15 protein-coding genes are annotated in these 15,698 nt (G+C 42.1%); 8 read left to right on the top strand and 7 right to left on the bottom strand.

Annotated features, from left to right (window positions below):
* Window positions 1-68 precede the first annotated feature (68 nt).
* Window positions 69-371 (bottom strand): YciI family protein, encoded by a 303-nt coding sequence (locus E0H89_RS10385; RefSeq protein ID WP_131216780.1) that lies wholly within the window; start codon window positions 369-371, stop codon window positions 69-71.
* A gap of 26 nt (window positions 372-397) precedes the next feature.
* Window positions 398-1,012 (bottom strand): septation protein IspZ, encoded by a 615-nt coding sequence (locus tag E0H89_RS10380; RefSeq protein WP_131216778.1) that lies wholly within the window; start codon window positions 1,010-1,012, stop codon window positions 398-400.
* A gap of 45 nt (window positions 1,013-1,057) precedes the next feature.
* Between E0H89_RS10380 and E0H89_RS10375 the strand changes: the two genes are divergently transcribed.
* Entirely contained in the window at window positions 1,058-1,909 is an 852-nt protein-coding gene (locus tag E0H89_RS10375; RefSeq protein ID WP_131216788.1) for a PHP domain-containing protein, read from the top strand.
* Between the two features lie 98 nt (window positions 1,910-2,007).
* Here the strand turns inward: E0H89_RS10375 and E0H89_RS10370 are convergent, their stop codons facing one another.
* On the bottom strand, window positions 2,008-2,919 hold the full coding sequence (locus E0H89_RS10370; RefSeq protein ID WP_131216776.1) for a bestrophin family protein: 912 nt from the start codon (window positions 2,917-2,919) through the stop codon (window positions 2,008-2,010).
* A 72-nt stretch (window positions 2,920-2,991) separates the two neighbouring features.
* Window positions 2,992-3,684 carry a RadC family protein gene (radC, locus tag E0H89_RS10365; protein ID WP_131216774.1) on the bottom strand — a complete coding sequence of 231 codons (693 nt, stop codon included), beginning with the start codon at window positions 3,682-3,684 and terminating at the stop codon, window positions 2,992-2,994.
* Window positions 3,685-3,797: 113 nt separating this feature from the next.
* Between radC and coaBC the strand changes: the two genes are divergently transcribed.
* Window positions 3,798-5,063, top strand: a complete 1,266-nt coding sequence (gene coaBC / locus E0H89_RS10360) for a bifunctional phosphopantothenoylcysteine decarboxylase/phosphopantothenate--cysteine ligase CoaBC (RefSeq protein ID WP_131216772.1) — start codon at window positions 3,798-3,800, stop codon at window positions 5,061-5,063.
* 149 nt (window positions 5,064-5,212) lie between these two features.
* Window positions 5,213-5,590, top strand: coding sequence for a cytochrome b562 (locus tag E0H89_RS10355; RefSeq protein WP_131216770.1), 378 nt, complete (start codon window positions 5,213-5,215; stop codon window positions 5,588-5,590).
* A 201-nt stretch (window positions 5,591-5,791) separates the two neighbouring features.
* On the opposite strand, the gene dusA is transcribed toward E0H89_RS10355, so the two are convergent.
* Window positions 5,792-6,811, bottom strand: a complete 1,020-nt coding sequence (gene dusA, locus E0H89_RS10350) for a tRNA dihydrouridine(20/20a) synthase DusA (RefSeq protein WP_131216768.1) — start codon at window positions 6,809-6,811, stop codon at window positions 5,792-5,794.
* A 212-nt stretch (window positions 6,812-7,023) separates the two neighbouring features.
* Here dusA and E0H89_RS10345 point away from each other — a divergent pair, with 212 nt between their 5' ends.
* On the top strand, window positions 7,024-7,668 hold the full coding sequence (locus E0H89_RS10345; protein ID WP_131216766.1) for a HEPN domain-containing protein: 645 nt from the start codon (window positions 7,024-7,026) through the stop codon (window positions 7,666-7,668).
* Window positions 7,669-7,724: 56 nt separating this feature from the next.
* Here the strand turns inward: E0H89_RS10345 and E0H89_RS10340 are convergent, their stop codons facing one another.
* Together E0H89_RS10340 and E0H89_RS10335 are read right to left on the bottom strand one after the other, a co-directional pair.
* Window positions 7,725-8,915 carry an MFS transporter gene (locus E0H89_RS10340; RefSeq protein ID WP_131216764.1) on the bottom strand — a complete coding sequence of 397 codons (1,191 nt, stop codon included), beginning with the start codon at window positions 8,913-8,915 and terminating at the stop codon, window positions 7,725-7,727.
* A 229-nt stretch (window positions 8,916-9,144) separates the two neighbouring features.
* Window positions 9,145-10,071, bottom strand: coding sequence for a DMT family transporter (locus E0H89_RS10335; RefSeq protein ID WP_131216762.1), 927 nt, complete (start codon window positions 10,069-10,071; stop codon window positions 9,145-9,147).
* A 985-nt stretch (window positions 10,072-11,056) separates the two neighbouring features.
* Between E0H89_RS10335 and E0H89_RS10325 the strand changes: the two genes are divergently transcribed.
* The 4 genes from E0H89_RS10325 (at window position 11,057) to E0H89_RS10310 (ending at window position 15,697) form a co-directional block, all read left to right on the top strand.
* The gene (locus tag E0H89_RS10325; RefSeq protein ID WP_131216760.1) at window positions 11,057-12,184 is read left to right on the top strand and encodes a Re/Si-specific NAD(P)(+) transhydrogenase subunit alpha; all 1,128 of its coding nucleotides are present in this window, start codon (window positions 11,057-11,059) and stop codon (window positions 12,182-12,184) included.
* A gap of 11 nt (window positions 12,185-12,195) precedes the next feature.
* Window positions 12,196-12,522: a proton-translocating transhydrogenase family protein gene (locus E0H89_RS10320; RefSeq protein ID WP_131216758.1), complete on the top strand. Its 327-nt coding sequence runs from the start codon at window positions 12,196-12,198 to the stop codon at window positions 12,520-12,522.
* Window positions 12,523-13,977 carry an NAD(P)(+) transhydrogenase (Re/Si-specific) subunit beta gene (locus E0H89_RS10315; protein ID WP_131216756.1) on the top strand — a complete coding sequence of 485 codons (1,455 nt, stop codon included), beginning with the start codon at window positions 12,523-12,525 and terminating at the stop codon, window positions 13,975-13,977.
* A gap of 385 nt (window positions 13,978-14,362) precedes the next feature.
* The gene (locus E0H89_RS10310) at window positions 14,363-15,697 is read left to right on the top strand and encodes an ammonium transporter (protein ID WP_131216754.1); all 1,335 of its coding nucleotides are present in this window, start codon (window positions 14,363-14,365) and stop codon (window positions 15,695-15,697) included.
* The last annotated feature ends 1 nt before the right edge of the window (window position 15,698 follow it).

Raw genomic sequence — 15,698 nt, 5'->3', positions numbered from 1 at the left:
CAACCGCCGATACCGTAGAACAGATTAAAGACAAACCCAATAAGCTTGAAACAACAACGCGCATGATTTTATCCTTGAGGGAAAGCTTTATTAAAAGGTTTCACATCAATATGACTATATACACCTTCTTTTAAGAAAGGCTCTTCTTGTAGCCATGCATCAAGCGCTTCACGTGATTCAAAATCAACAATAATGGTACTGCCATAAAAACCTGCTTGTGGATTGGTCGGGTCTTTCGGCATGGCACCGGCCACAATTAAGCGACCTTCATCATTTAATTTTTGCAGACGTTCAAGATGTTGTGGGCGTGTAGCAAGACGTTTTTCTACTGTACCTTCGTTATCTGTACAGCTTACGACGAATAAAGGCATATTCTTTCTCGATCAGTTGACCTAAATTATTCTTCAGGCGACTTAAAATATTTGCGCAAGACAATAAACTGAATAATGATAAAGGAAAACATCACAATCATGTCACCAAATGCAGTGAATTCACCCCAATATTTTCCACCTAAAAATAAAAAAGCGAAGAAAATATGTAAGCAGGACATGAATATGAACATTCCAGCCCAGGCAAAGTTTAAATTTTTCCAGCCTTGTTCCGTTAAATTGAAGATAGGCCCAAATAAACGTTGAATCAGCGGTTTTTTGTCTTTCATAAAATAAGGTGAAAGTAAAAACGCGCCTGCGAAGACAATATTTAAAAGAACCGCTTTCAAACGAATATAGAAATCATCGCTGAGCATTAAAGTCACACCGCCAAAAATCACCGTCATAAACAATACAATCCACTGTTGTTTGTCTAAACGGAATTTTTGTATAAAAAACAAAGCCCCATATACCACAAGCATGGAAATAATCAGGCCAGTGGTTGCAACCAAAATATTATTGTTATCTATACCGCCTGCAGAACCAATCAATTGAAGCAGGGGATGCTCAGTATCTTTAGGGTCAACGGTTTTATATAAATAAAAGAAAATAATGAGTGGCACAAAGTCTAAAAGTGCTTTCATGTTAGAGTATCTAAATCTGATCAAATAAATGACGTAGTATAAGTGATGCAAGGCGTAGATTTACATACACACAGTAATATTTCTGATGGAACTTTGTCTCCAGAACAACTTGTGCATGCAGCCGTTGAAAAAGGTATTCATACCCTTGCGCTGACTGACCACGATACTATGGATGGCTTAAAGTTAGCTGAAAAAGTTGCTTTGGATTTACCATTGAATATTATTTCAGGTGTAGAAATCTCCAGTCAATGGTCACGACCGGCAACTCAAAAAAGTTACGGGGTACATATTGTCGCCTTGAATATGCAAAATCCAGAGCCTTTGCAGGTTTTACTCGAACAACAAAAACAGATTCGTGCCATTCGCGCCAAACAAATTTGTGATTTGCTGATTCCGCTGATTGGTCAGGATATTTATGCCGATGTCATTGCCAAGGTAGAGGGTATTGCAGACCGTATTACCCGTACGCATATTGCCAAAACCCTAGTTGAAAAAAAGATTGTGAACCGTCCACAACAGGCTTTTGATAAATATATTAAAGAAGGCAAAAAAGCCTACGTAAAATTTGATGGCTTGGGGTTAGAAGAAACCATTCAGGTGATTCATGCAAGCCAAGGTTATGCCATCTTGGCACACCCAACCAAATATGATTTATCCGCCACCAATATCCGTTATTTGATTGAAATATTTGCCCGGTTTGGTGGAGACGCCGTTGAACTTCCTCCAGCGATTGAGCCGGCGTCTACCCGGCAGATGGTTGATCGCATGATTGAGGAATTTAATTTGAAGGTGTCTGTCGGTAGCGATTTTCATGGCGATCATATGCCATGGATTCGATTGGGTAATATTCCGAGACTCAAAGAGGGGCAAGTCGGGATTTGGGAGAGTTTTGTTTAGTTATTCCCTCATCTCAGCCTTCTCGCTAATGAGGGAGAAGGAGTTCCCTCTCTTTTCAGCAGATGAGAAGCACAGCTTCGTAAAGGAGAGGTAATCAGTTAAAGTAAATTATGATCCTGCGCCTGAATTGGCGGTGGGGTCGGTTTCCCCAAAGTTCCCAACAGTTCAATTTCAATGGTGCGTACCATTGAATCTAATGGTAAGTCATTACTTTGCGTACCAAACGGTTCCTCAATTTCTGAACTTAAGGCATCTAAGCCTAAAAAGGTATACGCCAAAATACCCACCATTAACGGGGTCGCTAAACCTAGGGTTGAGCCTAAGCTAAAAGGCAGCATAAAACAGAAAAAATAAACGGTACGGTTCAGTAAAACCGAGTAGGCAAAAGGCAGAGGAGTGGTCGCAATACGGTCGCAACCTGTTTGAACCAAACTCAGTTCAGCCACGTGCTGGTTCATTTGCATATAAATAATATCGGAAATTTCACCTTCTTTAAGGGCTTGCATCAATTCCCATTGAATCAAACTTAAGGTGTATTGTGGCGCATTGGCTTGTTGATAGAGCTGAGTTACAGCGTGCTGGCTCATACCACTGGTTTCTACCAATTCCATCGGGTTCGCCGTTTGATGACGTAAACGGTCACGCAGCACATTGGCAAATACAATGACGTGCTGGATCACACGTTCACGGCGACCTTGACTCAGCATACGGCAGTCACGGTCAAAATGCCGGGCATTGGCAATCAGCATGCCCCACAGTTTACGTGCTTCCCACCAACGGTCATAACAGGCGGTATTTTTAAAACCCAGAAAAATGGACAGCACTACCCCAATAAGGGTAAAACCCACCAACGGTAATTCTGGAAAATGAAAATATCCGATATAAGATAATCCACCAATTACACCCGAGATCAGCATGACCACGCCTAAAGGCGGCAAAACCTTGGGAAGAATAGTTCCACGCCAAGAAAATAACAGCCTAAATATACTAGGTTGGTCACGCACAATCATGTTATTAGTATCGTCAAAACTTTCATTGATCTTCAATGTTAGCAGGGCTTTTGTCAACATTTGTTACATTTATTATTGGGGCAGAATAAGCCCATGTTCAGCAAAAGAATAACTCCCTTCTGGAGAAACAATACAATGGTCAATCAGCTTGATTTCTAATAAATCACAAGCCGTTAAAATACGCTGAGTGAGTTCAATATCAGCCTTCGATGCATGTGGCCTACCAAAGGGATGGTTATGCGCAATCACAATACTACTGGCATGTTGATTAATGGCATGGCGCAGCAACTGATTAATTGAAATTTCACATGAGTTTATTGACCCATAGAACATTTTTTTAAAGCTTATTTTTCTTAAATGTACATCTAGGCAAAGCACTGCAAAAACTTCTTGAGTTTCACCGAGCAATTCAAATTTCAAAAAATCCAAAAGTGTTTTTGAGTTACTTAGTTCAATTTTTTCCTGTTTTAAATGTTGACCAATATAACGCCGTCCCAATTCTTTAACAGCCATCAGCTGAGCATATTTGCTGTCGCCAATACCATGAAACTGGCCTAAATCCTGAAGGGTGGCATCAAAAATCGGATTAAGTCCGCCGAAATGCTGCAATAGCAGCCGGGAAAGTTCAACTGCTGAATGCTGCTTGGAACCAGAACGTAAAAAGATGGCGAGTAGTTCGGCATCTGACAAACTGGGCGCACCTTGTCGAAGCAGTCGTTCGCGTGGACGTTCTTGTTCTGGCCAATGTTTAATCGATGAATTCATTTTTTTAGACTTTTTTATTCTTAGTGAGTGTAATTAGAACGAAGGGCTACCTTGGGTCTGCGTTTATTTAATGCTATTGTGAGCGCCACTGCAACAGCAAAGGTAGCCTGTTTGTGAGCTTCGACCTAAGTGTAATTCCCAATAAAAATATTGTTTTAGCGGTAACAGGCGGCATTGCAGCCTATAAAAGTGCTATTTTGGTTCGTCGATTAAAAGATGCCGGCTTTAATGTCAGGGTAGTCATGACCCACGGTGCGCAAGCATTTGTCACTCCGCTTACCTTTCAGGCTTTGTCTGGGAATCCAGTCCATACTGAATTACTCAACCCCGAAGCGGAAGCTGGAATGGGGCATATTGAACTGGCACGCTGGGCCGATTTATTATTGGTTGCACCGGCAAGTTGCGATACTTTAGCGAAATTTGCTGCCGGTCTAGCGGATGATTTATTAAGTACTCTATATTTGGCAACCAAATCACCGGTTTGGGTGGCACCCGCGATGAATCAACAAATGTGGGCCGCAAAAGCCACGCAGCGTAATTTAAATACGCTGGTTGAAGATGGTGTGCATGTGATTATGCCAGATGCTGGTTCACAAGCTTGTGGCGATGTGGGTTTGGGGCGTATGCCGGAGCCGGAAGATCTGGCACGACAAGTGACTCAGTATTTCCATAGAGCACAACGTGCCATTGCAGAAAAATTTGGCATGTTGGCCGGTAAACATGTGGTGATTACTGCAGGTCCGACCCGTGAAGCGATGGATCCGGTACGTTATATTTCTAACCACAGTACCGGAAAAATGGGCTTTGCTTTGGCTGCTGCCTGTTATGCAGCCGGTGCCAAAGTCACTCTGATTGCTGGTCCTGTGAGTCTGGATACGCCAAATGGGGTACGCCGTATTAATGTCTCATCTGCGGTTAAAATGCTTGAGATCAGCATGCAAATGCTGGATGAAGGTTGCGATATCTTTATTGCGACAGCAGCGGTTGCGGACTACCGAGTGGCCGAAGTTGCCGAACATAAAATTAAAAAAACCGGTGATGAACTAAATATCTCGTTAATTAAAAACCCGGATATTGTCGCGACCATTGCTCAGCAACAAAAGCGTCCATTTATGGTGGGATTCGCAGCTGAAACCCGCAATGTCGAAGAATATGCAGCCGGTAAGCTAGTGGCGAAAAAACTCGACATGATTGCCTGTAATGATGTATCACGGCCTGATATTGGTTTTGCCTCTGATGAAAATGCCATGATGGTGTTTTTTGCCGAGCAGTATCAGATGCAGAAACGTGAGTTGGAAAAAGCCTCAAAACAGGAAATTGCACAGCAGCTAGTGGAAGCGATTCATGATGCCTTGCATCATGAAATAGAGCCGGTCTAAAAAACTGAAGTTATTGATTAAAATGCAACGAATCCGTTGCATTTTTTATGGAATTTACACTATGTTTAATGCTATCTAGGCAAATCTTTAAAACAATTAAACAGCAATAATAATCACAGTTTTAAAATGGAACTTCAAAGGACATCTACATGATTAAAAAAACCTTCACCTCAGTAATGCTTGCATTCGCTTTGTCATTCAGCAGCTTAAGTTTTGCCGGCAAGCTTGAACAGAATATGGATACACTTGCAAAAAACTTTAAAATGTTTAACAAAGCAGAGAATCAAAGTGATGCGCTAAAAGCGCTAGATCATATGAAAGCTGCAGCTTTAGATGCAAAACAAATGAAGTTAAAAAACAATGATGTAAAAGCGCCGACCTCAGATGCTTTATATGATCAATTGCTGACAGAGATTGATAAAACCCGGTTGTTGGTTCAAGCGGGTCAATTAGAGCAAGCCAAAGCAGAAGGTAAAAAAATTGCTGCGGTTAAAGATCGGGGGCATGCTGTTTATAATCAGCACTAATTTTACGGACCTTCACCGTTCAAAGACATGAATGGTGAAAATTTAGATTAAGCCCGCAGTTTTTCACTAATTGTCATAGCAAGCTGTGTCAGATGTCTTTCTTAGTCAGCAGAATATAAAGACAGCGGAAAAATCAAATTCAAAAAAATGCCAGTCCACTTCAAGTGGGCTGGCATTGCTGATCATGATTGAACATGTTAATTAGCTTGAAGCTAAAGAGTCCTGATGTTCTCTCACATATTCTTCAGTACGCTGCATCGCTTCCTGAATATTAATTAAAGCTGTTTCTACATCTTTCAGGGTCTTGGCATTACCGCCACTTAAAGCCTGACGCCATTTTCGCGCACCCGGCAGGTTTTGGAATAAACCTAGAATGTGACGGGTGATAATGGAAAGCGGTGCACCTTCTTGCATACGTTTAGCAATATACGGCATCATCTGCGCCATAATATCGAAACGGTCAGGGGCTTCAAGGTTCCACACTTGTCCCAGTTCAGCCAAAAGATAAGGGTTGTGATAGGCTTCACGACCAATCATCACGCCATCAACATGTTTTAAATGTGCTTGGGTTTCTGCCAGGGTTTTGACACCGCCGTTAATTTCAATCAGCAGGTTTGGACGTTCCTGTTTTAAACGGTAAACGTCTGCATAACGTAAAGGTGGAACATCGCGGTTTTCTTTAGGCGATAAGCCTTGCAGCAGGGCAATACGTGCATGCACAATAAAGTTGTCACAGCCGGTTTTAGACACAGTATCGACAAAATGCAGCATTTCTTCATAGGACTGCATGTCATCAATCCCAATCCGGTGTTTTACGGTAACAGGAATATCCACGGCATTACGCATTTCAGCAATACAGTCCGCGACCAAGTCCGGTTCTGCCATTAAACATGCGCCAATTTTATTGTTTTGTACGCGGTCACTTGGGCAGCCGACATTCAGGTTGACTTCATCGTAGCCCCAGTCTTGCGCCATTTTAGTACAGGTTGCCAGGTCTTTCGGATTCGAGCCACCAAGTTGCAACACAATCGGGTGTTCTTCGTTGTTGTAGTCCAAATGACGCGCCGCATCGCCAAATAGAATGGCACCAGTGGTTACCATTTCAGTGTACATAATAATATTTGGATTAAAAAGGCGGGCAAAAAAACGGTAGTCACGGGTGGTCCAATCCATCATCGGCGCGACCGAAATGCGAGGCTGTAAAGATCGGAGAGCAGTCATGGCATGAACCTGTAACGAAGAAAAAACCGAAGCGCGGATTATACGTGCTTTCTGATCAAAGCAACAACACTGGATCGGGAGCTAAAAATAATCAACATTTTAGGCTATTGATTGTTCGATAAAAAATGACTGTATAAGCAATTCTTTATATTGTAAATATTATAAAATTGAGTATGTTTAATGAGAAGAATAATAAAGTATGAGAATCTAAAATGATGCTTTTGGAAGAAATCTTTAAAAGTAAAAAAGCCGAGCATTCTGATTACTTCAATCTCAGAATTCATCGTGGCTTAAGTTGGTTCAAAAAATCTGTCGAACTCGATAGTGATCTTGACCTTAAATTTATAAGCCTCTGGATCGCGTTCAATGCCATTTATGCGCAGGATGTCACCATTACCCAGGACAAGCAATCATTACGACATTTTTTGTATCTCATTTGCCAAAAAGATCAGGAATCTAAAATTTATAATATTCTTTGGGATAAGTTTAGTCAGCCGATTCGGCTGCTATTAGAGAATCCTTATGGGTATCAAGGATTTTGGGATTTTCAAAATCAAAAAATTAGTCAAGTCACCTGGAAAGAAGATTTTGAGCAGGAAAAGAAGAAGGTGCATAGAGCATTACAAGAAAAAGCTTCGGTCGATATTTTATTCGTAATTTTTAATCGTCTGTACACCTTGCGCAATCAAATGATCCATGGCGGAGTGACTTATAATAGTTCTGTGAACCGTAAACAACTTCAAGATGCCTGTAATATTTTGGCGGCATTTTTACCGGTATTTATATTGGTCTTGCTGGAAAATGCCCAAACCTTAGATTTAGGCAAACCGTTTTATCCTATGGTGCAAGTTTCTTGATGGAAAGTCTAATTCACAATGAAGTCAAACCGCTTCTTCAGTTAGAGGCTTTTTAGTTAGAGCACCTGTGTTCTAGCGTGATAATGCATATCAAGTAAAGCAAACAGGGCGGAACCGATTACCAAACCCAGTCCTGCGATACAGGTCATGCTCCATCCACCATGATGCCATGTATAAACACCGAGCGCAGAACCACAGGCACCGCCAATAAAATACAAAGTCATATAAAGGGAATTGACCCGGGATTTAGCATCCGGGCGTAAGCGGAAAATCACATTCTGATTACAGCTATGCGTGATTGCCAAGCCCAAATTAATCAGCCCGTAGCCTAGAATATAACTGAGTAAAGATACCGCACCAAAATAAAGAAATAGCCAGCTACCGATCAGAATAGAACAGCCGATCCAGCTCAGCGTTTTGATATGACCACGGTCTGCCCATTTACCAATTATCTGCGTAGAAAGCGCGCCAAACACCCCGACCAGCGTGACCAGACCGACCATGACATCAGAAAGCTGAAAGGGTTTTTGGGTGAGCAGCAGGGCAATGGTAGAGAACAGCATACTCATAGCGGCAAAAGCACAGGCTCCTGTAAGCGAGCGCAACACCAAGCGTGGTTCCTGTTTTAATAATATCGCCATGGATTTAAAAATCGCCGCATAGCTTATTTTCAAACGCGGCAGACTCGGTAATTTACCTTTTAAATAGAAACTTAAGCCCAGCATGGCAATGCCACTGACGACATAGATCATTTTCCAGTGAAACAGGTCGGACAATAATCCTGCAATACTGGTCGAGAGCAGAATACCGACCAGCAAACCACTCATCAGGAAGCCGACTACTTCTCCGGTTTTTTCCGGCTTCACCGCCATGGTGGCCAAGGGAATCAGGATTTGGGCAGCCACAGAAAAAAGTCCCGCAATAATGGTTCCAATCCAGAGCATTGGCAGATTCACAGCACTGGCACAAATAAATAAGCCTACGGCTGCACCCAGCATAAGAAAGGGAATAAGTTTGCTTTTATTGAGCATGTCGCCCAAAGGTACAATAAACAGTAAACCCAATGCATAGGAAATCTGGGCAAAGGTGACAGTCAGTGCCACTTGAGATTCAGGAACCTGATAATACTGCTGGATGGAGGAAATCAAAGGCTGGCAGTAATAGTTTGCCCCCGCACATAAACCACAAGCAATAGCCATCAACCATAGCAAAGATTTATCTTGGCTAATGTCGAGAGAAGTGTTCATAAAAATCCTTTGCTTAATGTTTTACCGACGGTTCGCGGTTGCTCCTTTTCAGTGAGCCGAACCAGTATAGCAAGACCTGAGACAGGAATTAGCAGACAAAAAGGTAAAGACGGATATTTGCCTGGCTATTCATTTACTGAATTCAAAATTGTTATTTTGGGGAGAGACTATAAATATCTCCCTAGAAATTCTTAAAATTGCCCTATTCACAGTATTTTGATGAAGAGGTTTAATGGGCGAGTTTCTTTTTCGATAAGGTAATCATCATTACACCGACAATATTCAAGGCACAGCCGAACCACTGAATCGCATTCATTTTTTCACCCAAGAAAAGAGTTGCCAAAATAATGGTCAGAATAGGACCAATAGATGCAATCATGGCAGATTGTGAAGCACCTAAGCGCTCAATACTCTGCATCAATAATACAGTAGGTAAAACCGTGACCATAAAGCCTAGCCCAACGCCATACCAAATTACGGCACTGGGTAACTGCGTGAGGAGGCCAATTGGATTAGGAATGGCAATTACATAATGGGTGAGGGTGCCAATACAGGCAATGCTCAGTGCAAGGCCGGTAAAGTTCCATGAACCGAATTTCTGAATCAGGCGCGGTGTTAATAATAAATAGCTTGCGAATGCCACAGCACTGGCAAACACTAAACTTGCACCTAGCCAGAAATTGCTTTGATGCGGAACATTACTTTGTTCTTGTAGCATCACGATGACTGTCCCACCATAGCTGAGCAAAATCGCAAAAAGACTTTTAAAGCTTAAGCGTTGTTTATAGATGATGCTTGAAGCCAGAACCGTCATCGTGGGATATAAAAATAAAATAATCCGTTCCAGTGAGGCACTGATATACATCAGCCCGACAAAATCCAGCCAGCTAGCAAGGTAATAACCGATCAAGCCTGCAAGGATCAATAAACCCCAGTCTTTACTGCTCAGGTTTTTACTCTGATGTCGACTTAACCAGCAAATCAGAAGGAAGAAAGGCAGTGCACTGGCCATTCTGAGAGCCATGAGAACCGTACCATCGACCAGCGGGGAGAGTGCATAGGTCTGTTTAATAAAAATAGCTTTGGTGCTAAATAAAAAAGCAGCACAAACAGCGAACAAGGAACCTAATTGTGTTCTTGTTAGACTTAGTTTCATTTTACCTACTTGGGAAGTGCTTTAAGTATGAAAGAGAAAGTGTAGAACCGTGAATTATAAAGTTTTTGCTAAGCAAGGTGAAATGCAAAAATATGATGGCTAAGATTCTAATTTGGAATGAATCCTTTTTTATTGGGTTTAATTTATTTCAACAAAGGAGCGATAAAATAAAAGCTGAACTTAGTTCCATGAATCTCTTTTTCAACGATCAGATGAATAGGTTAAATGTACCGTAGAAAAATCATAAAATGCTAAAGTTGATGATTTTAATCAGTAAAAATAGCAATATAGGGATGAATATTTGTTGCTTGCCCCAAAATAGTGCACAAAATAGTCATTTATGTAAAAATACGATTAAATCATCATCAAGCGAAATGGTGCGCAAAAAAAATTCAACTATTTTTTTGATCTTATTAGACTTATGGCAAGTAAGACTAGATTGATAAAAATAACAATTGAAATTGAAAACAATAGAGATGAGATACGATTTAGTTTGCAGCTTATTTTTAGAAATGATCTTTTAAAAACAGGCAGATTTTCTGCTCAATCAGTCTGTATATCATGTCACTTTAGCCAACCTTATTAAAAGTAGCGCTGAAATAGGCTGTTTTATCCCAAAATAAGAGCATCTTTAAGGTAGCGTTTTATTTATCATAAAAGCTTAAATTGTCAGAATCATCAATGCATATTTTTTAAGCAAGCCTAAAAAATCATAATCCGCATTTAAATATAAGAATTAAGAAAGTATTGCAATGGCAATTCGGTGGATAAAAGAAATTTTTAATCAAGGCGGAACCAAGAAATGCGATATCGTATAATTATTTTTATGAATTACCAGTTCAAAATATGGGTATTTATTAAATAAATATTGGGTGGTAATTTAAAAAAGTTCAATTAGAATCCAAAAATTCAACAAAAATGCATCTAGGGGGAAACATTGCTAACTGCAATGTTTACTTAAGAAAAATTAGCTTGAGGAAGGCTCATGCAGATCGGAATCCCAACCGAAACTGTTATCGGTGAAAGTCGTGTGGCTGCAACACCAGAAACAGTAAAGAAGTTGATCAGTGCTGGTCATACAGTGGTCATTGAACGTAGAGCGGGTGTTAAAGCCGCTTATATTGACAGTGCATATGAACAAGTCGGTGCCAAAATTACGGATAATGCTTATACCGGCAGTCAAATTATTTTGAAAGTTCGTGCTCCTAAAGGTAACGAAATTCAAAAACTTGCTCCAAATACCGCAGTTATTGCGATGTTTGACCCATACCGCAATACTGAACTTGACCAATTTGCATCGGCGCAGGTGTCTGCATTTGCATTAGAGCTTTTACCTCGTACGCTTTCCCGCGCACAAAACATGGATGTATTGTCTTCGCAAGCCAACCTGGCCGGTTATAAATCGGTACTTTTGGCGGCTGCTGAATACCAGCGCATGTTCCCAATGTTGATGACTGCTGCAGGTACGGTTAAACCTGCCCGTGTAGTCATCATGGGGGTAGGTGTTGCCGGTCTACAAGCAATTGCAACTGCAAAGCGCTTAGGTGCTGTGGTTGAAGCAACAGATTTACGTCCAACAGCTCGCGATCAGGTGGAGTCTTTAGGCGGTAAATGGTTAGACGTGCCAATGTCTGACGAAGAAAAGCAGAAAGCTGCGGATGCGGCTAAAAATGGTTATGGCTGGATGCCGGGTGAGAAATACATCAAAGACCAAGCCGCAATTGTCGACAAAGCCGTTTCTAATGCGGATATCGTGATTACCACTGCACTGTTACCAGGCCGTGATGCACCGCGTTTAATCAAATCTGAAACGGTTGCCAAAATGAAACCGGGTTCAATCATTCTGGATATGGCAGTGGAATCGGGCGGTAACGTTGAAGGTTCTAAGTGCGGTGAAAATGTCGTAACCGATAATGGCGTGACCATTTTGGGTATTCCAAATATCCCGGCAACAGTTGCGACTGAAGCTTCAGCACTTTATGCACGCAATGTCTTTAATTTCCTGGAAACTCTTTTTGATCAAGACAAAAACTTTGTCATTAATCCAGAAGAAGAAATTCAAAAAGCGCTACTCGTCGCTCATGGCGGCCAAGTGCTGTTAAAGCGTGGTTAAGGAGATAGATCATGGTTGAAACGATTACAATTTTCGTCCTTGCCATCTTCGTAGGTTACTACGTAGTTTGGGGCGTGACACCCGCTTTACACACGCCACTTATGGCTGTCACCAATGCACTGTCTTCCATTATTGTGGTCGGTGCGATGATCCAGACTGTGGGTTTGCCGGTGATCGGCGTAGACGCAAACGTGGCTTTCCAGAGCGTGAACATTGTCAGCATTTTGGGTGCGATCGCTGTGTTCTTGGCAAGTATCAATATTTTCGGTGGCTTTGCCGTGACTGCACGTATGCTTGAGATGTTTAAGCCGAAGCAAAAGAAAAAAGAGGGTTCATAAATGGAATTTATTCGAGACTATGCGGATTGGTTCTACTTGGTAGGCGCCGTTCTTTTTATCTTAACACTTCGTGGTTTGTCTGGCCCGAAAACGGCTATTCAGGGTAACCGTTACGGCATGATCGCGATGGCGATTGCTGTAATCACGACATTCTTTGTTGCCGAGCATCCGGTGGTCTGGATGATTATCGGTGCAATGGTACTGGGTGGTGTAGTGGGTATTGCACGTGCACGTACTGTCCCGATGACACAGATGCCTGAAACTGTTGCGCTGATGCACTCCTTGGTTGGTTTGGCTGCAGTTTTAATTGCGATTGCTGCCATTCTGCATAATAACCAGCTGACAGCATTGTTTGCTCAAAATCAGACTGCTTTAGAGGCAGCTGGTGTTCAGCATGTACACATGAGCAAAGTTCATTTATTTGAATTGTTTGTGGGTTGCTTTGTGGGCGCGATTACCTTTACAGCCTCTGTATTTGCCTATGGTAAATTGGCTGCGAAAAAATGGGCAAAAACCATTTCAGGTGCATGGGTTAAACCGGTACAAGCGCTTATTTTCCTAGCGATGTTAGCGTCTGGCTTTGTGTTCTTCTCAACAGGCAACATGCAGGCGTTCTGGGCGATGACTGCTCTGGCGCTGGTGTTCGGTTGGGTATGGATTGCCCCGGTCGGTGGCGGTGATATGCCAGTTGTGGTATCGCTGTTGAACTCATTCTCGGGTTGGGCGGCAGCAGGTATTGGTTTCACTTTAGAGAACAATATGCTGATCGTTGCAGGTTCGCTTGTCGGTTCATCTGGTGCGATTCTGTCTTACATTATGTGTAAAGCGATGAACCGTTCGATCATCAACGTTTTGTTTGGTGGTGCAATGGGCGGTACAGCAGTTGCAGCAGTAGACAATGGTGAAAAAGTTCAGCGTAATCACCGTTCAGGTTCAGCAGATGATGCCGGCTTCTTGATGTCGAATGCCGACAGCGTTGTGATTGTACCAGGGTATGGTATGGCGCAAGGTCGTGCACAGAATGCTGTGAAAGAACTGTGTGAAATCCTGAAAGAACAAGGCGTAAAAGTCCGTTTTGCGATTCACCCGGTAGCGGGTCGTATGCCGGGTCATATGAACGTCCTTCTTGCAGAAGCTGATGTTGCCTATGATGACATCTTGGAAATGGACGAAATCAACACTGATTTCCCTGCAACGGATGTGGTTCTGGTAATTGGAGCAAATGACGTGGTTAATCCTGCAGCAAAAGATGATCCAACTTCACCAATTTACGGTATGCCAATTTTGGAAGCGCATAAGGCGCGTACCATTATGGTGATCAAGCGTTCTATGGCAACGGGTTATGCAGGTCTGGACAATGACTTGTTCTATAACGAGAAGACCATGATGATTTTCGGTGATGCCAAGAAAGTGGTAGAAGACATGACCAAAGCAATTAATGGTGGCGGTCACTAAATAGATGCTTAAAAAGTCTCTCTTTCATAAAGAGGGATTGAGCGAGATTAAAACCACCTTTGGGTGGTTTTTTATTTTTTAAATGGAGAATTTTTAAAGCTATAAAGTAAATGAGAATAATGAGAGACTTCTTTAGGAATCGGTTAATTTTTCATCTTATTTGGTGCGCTATTACAGAAAGACATAGCTAAAATGCGTCATAAGATGGCAGTTAATTCTCTATTGTTATTTCTGATTTAAATATAAAGGTTTAATTGGCTTCTTAACAAGAAACTCATACAGCTTTAAGAGATGCATGTTTCTGAATATTTAAAAATAAAAAATATATCCCTTAAATTTGGCATTTCTTTTGCTATTTCATGAATAGGTTTTAGGGGGATTGTTCATGAAAATAATAAAGTATCTTGTGTGGCTATTATCGGTATTTTCATTGCCTGTATTTGCCAGTGAATCTGCGACAAACACGGCCAATCTTCAAGAAATACGTTTGTCACTCGACAGTGTGTGGGTAGTGATGGGCGGAATCTTGGTCTTCTTTATGCAGGCCGGTTTTGCAATGGTGGAAAGTGGCTCTGTACGCAGTAAAAATACCGTCAATGTACTCATGAAAAATTATATGGACGCTTGTTTTGGCGGATTGGTGTTCTGGTTATTGGGATTTGGTTTGATGTTTGGGATCAATGCTTCAGGCTGGATCGGAACCAGTCATTTTGCACCCAATGTCATGGATGATTGGCATTGGAATTTATTGTTCTTCCAAATGATGTTTGCTGCCACAGCGACGACCATTGCCAGTGGGGCCATGGCTGAACGTATTCACTTTGTGGCGTATGTGGTCAGTGCAGCGGTAGTCAGCGGATTGATTTACCCGGTGTTTGGCAGCTGGGCATGGGGCAGTATCTTTGAGGGTTCGGGCTGGTTGAAAGCTTTGGGCTTTATCGACTTTGCCGGTTCAACCGTGGTGCATTCAATCGGTGGATGGGTAGCATTGGCAGGCATCATTGTATTGGGTCCTCGCTTGGGACGTTTTGGACGTCATGGACAAATTCACCATCTGGCAGGACATAATCTACCTTTGGTTGCCTTAGGTGGTTTTATTCTATGGCTGGCATGGTTTGGTTTTAATGCCGCATCCACAGTCAATGCCAGTGTGAGTATAGGGCGAATTGCCTTGAATACCCATTTGGCGGCCTGTGCCGGAGCAGTCGCTTATATGCTGTATGCTTTAATTGGGGGCAAAGCGATCCTGATGAAGACAACTATCAATGCATCCTTGGGTGGTTTGGTAGGAATTACCGCAGGCTGTGCAACTATGTCTCCCGTCTTTGCAGTCGTGACTGGTGCAGTTGCAGGTTTGCTGGTGAGTACCTTGCCGACCTTAATGGAAAAATTAAAACTTGATGATGTGGTCGATGCAGTTACTGTACATGGTTTTTGTGGGGCATGGGGAACAGTCGCTGCAGGCTTGTTTTTTGAAGCCGATATGTTTAATTCACATATTATTTTAATTCAGGCTTTAGGGGTGATGGTCGCATTTGCCTGGGGCTTTGGAATTGCATTAGTTGTATTTAAATTACTGGATAAACTATTGGGCGGCTTACGCGTCAGCACGCAACATGAGCAACGTGGTCTGGATTATACCGAACATGCAGAATTATCTTATCCCGAATTTCAGCGTGATGTGACTTTTGAAACAGATGATATTACCAAACGCCACTAAG

This window comes from Acinetobacter sp. ANC 3781, assembly GCF_004331285.1.
Lineage (GTDB): Bacteria > Pseudomonadota > Gammaproteobacteria > Pseudomonadales > Moraxellaceae > Acinetobacter.
This window is presented reverse-complemented; position numbering and strand designations above follow the sequence as displayed.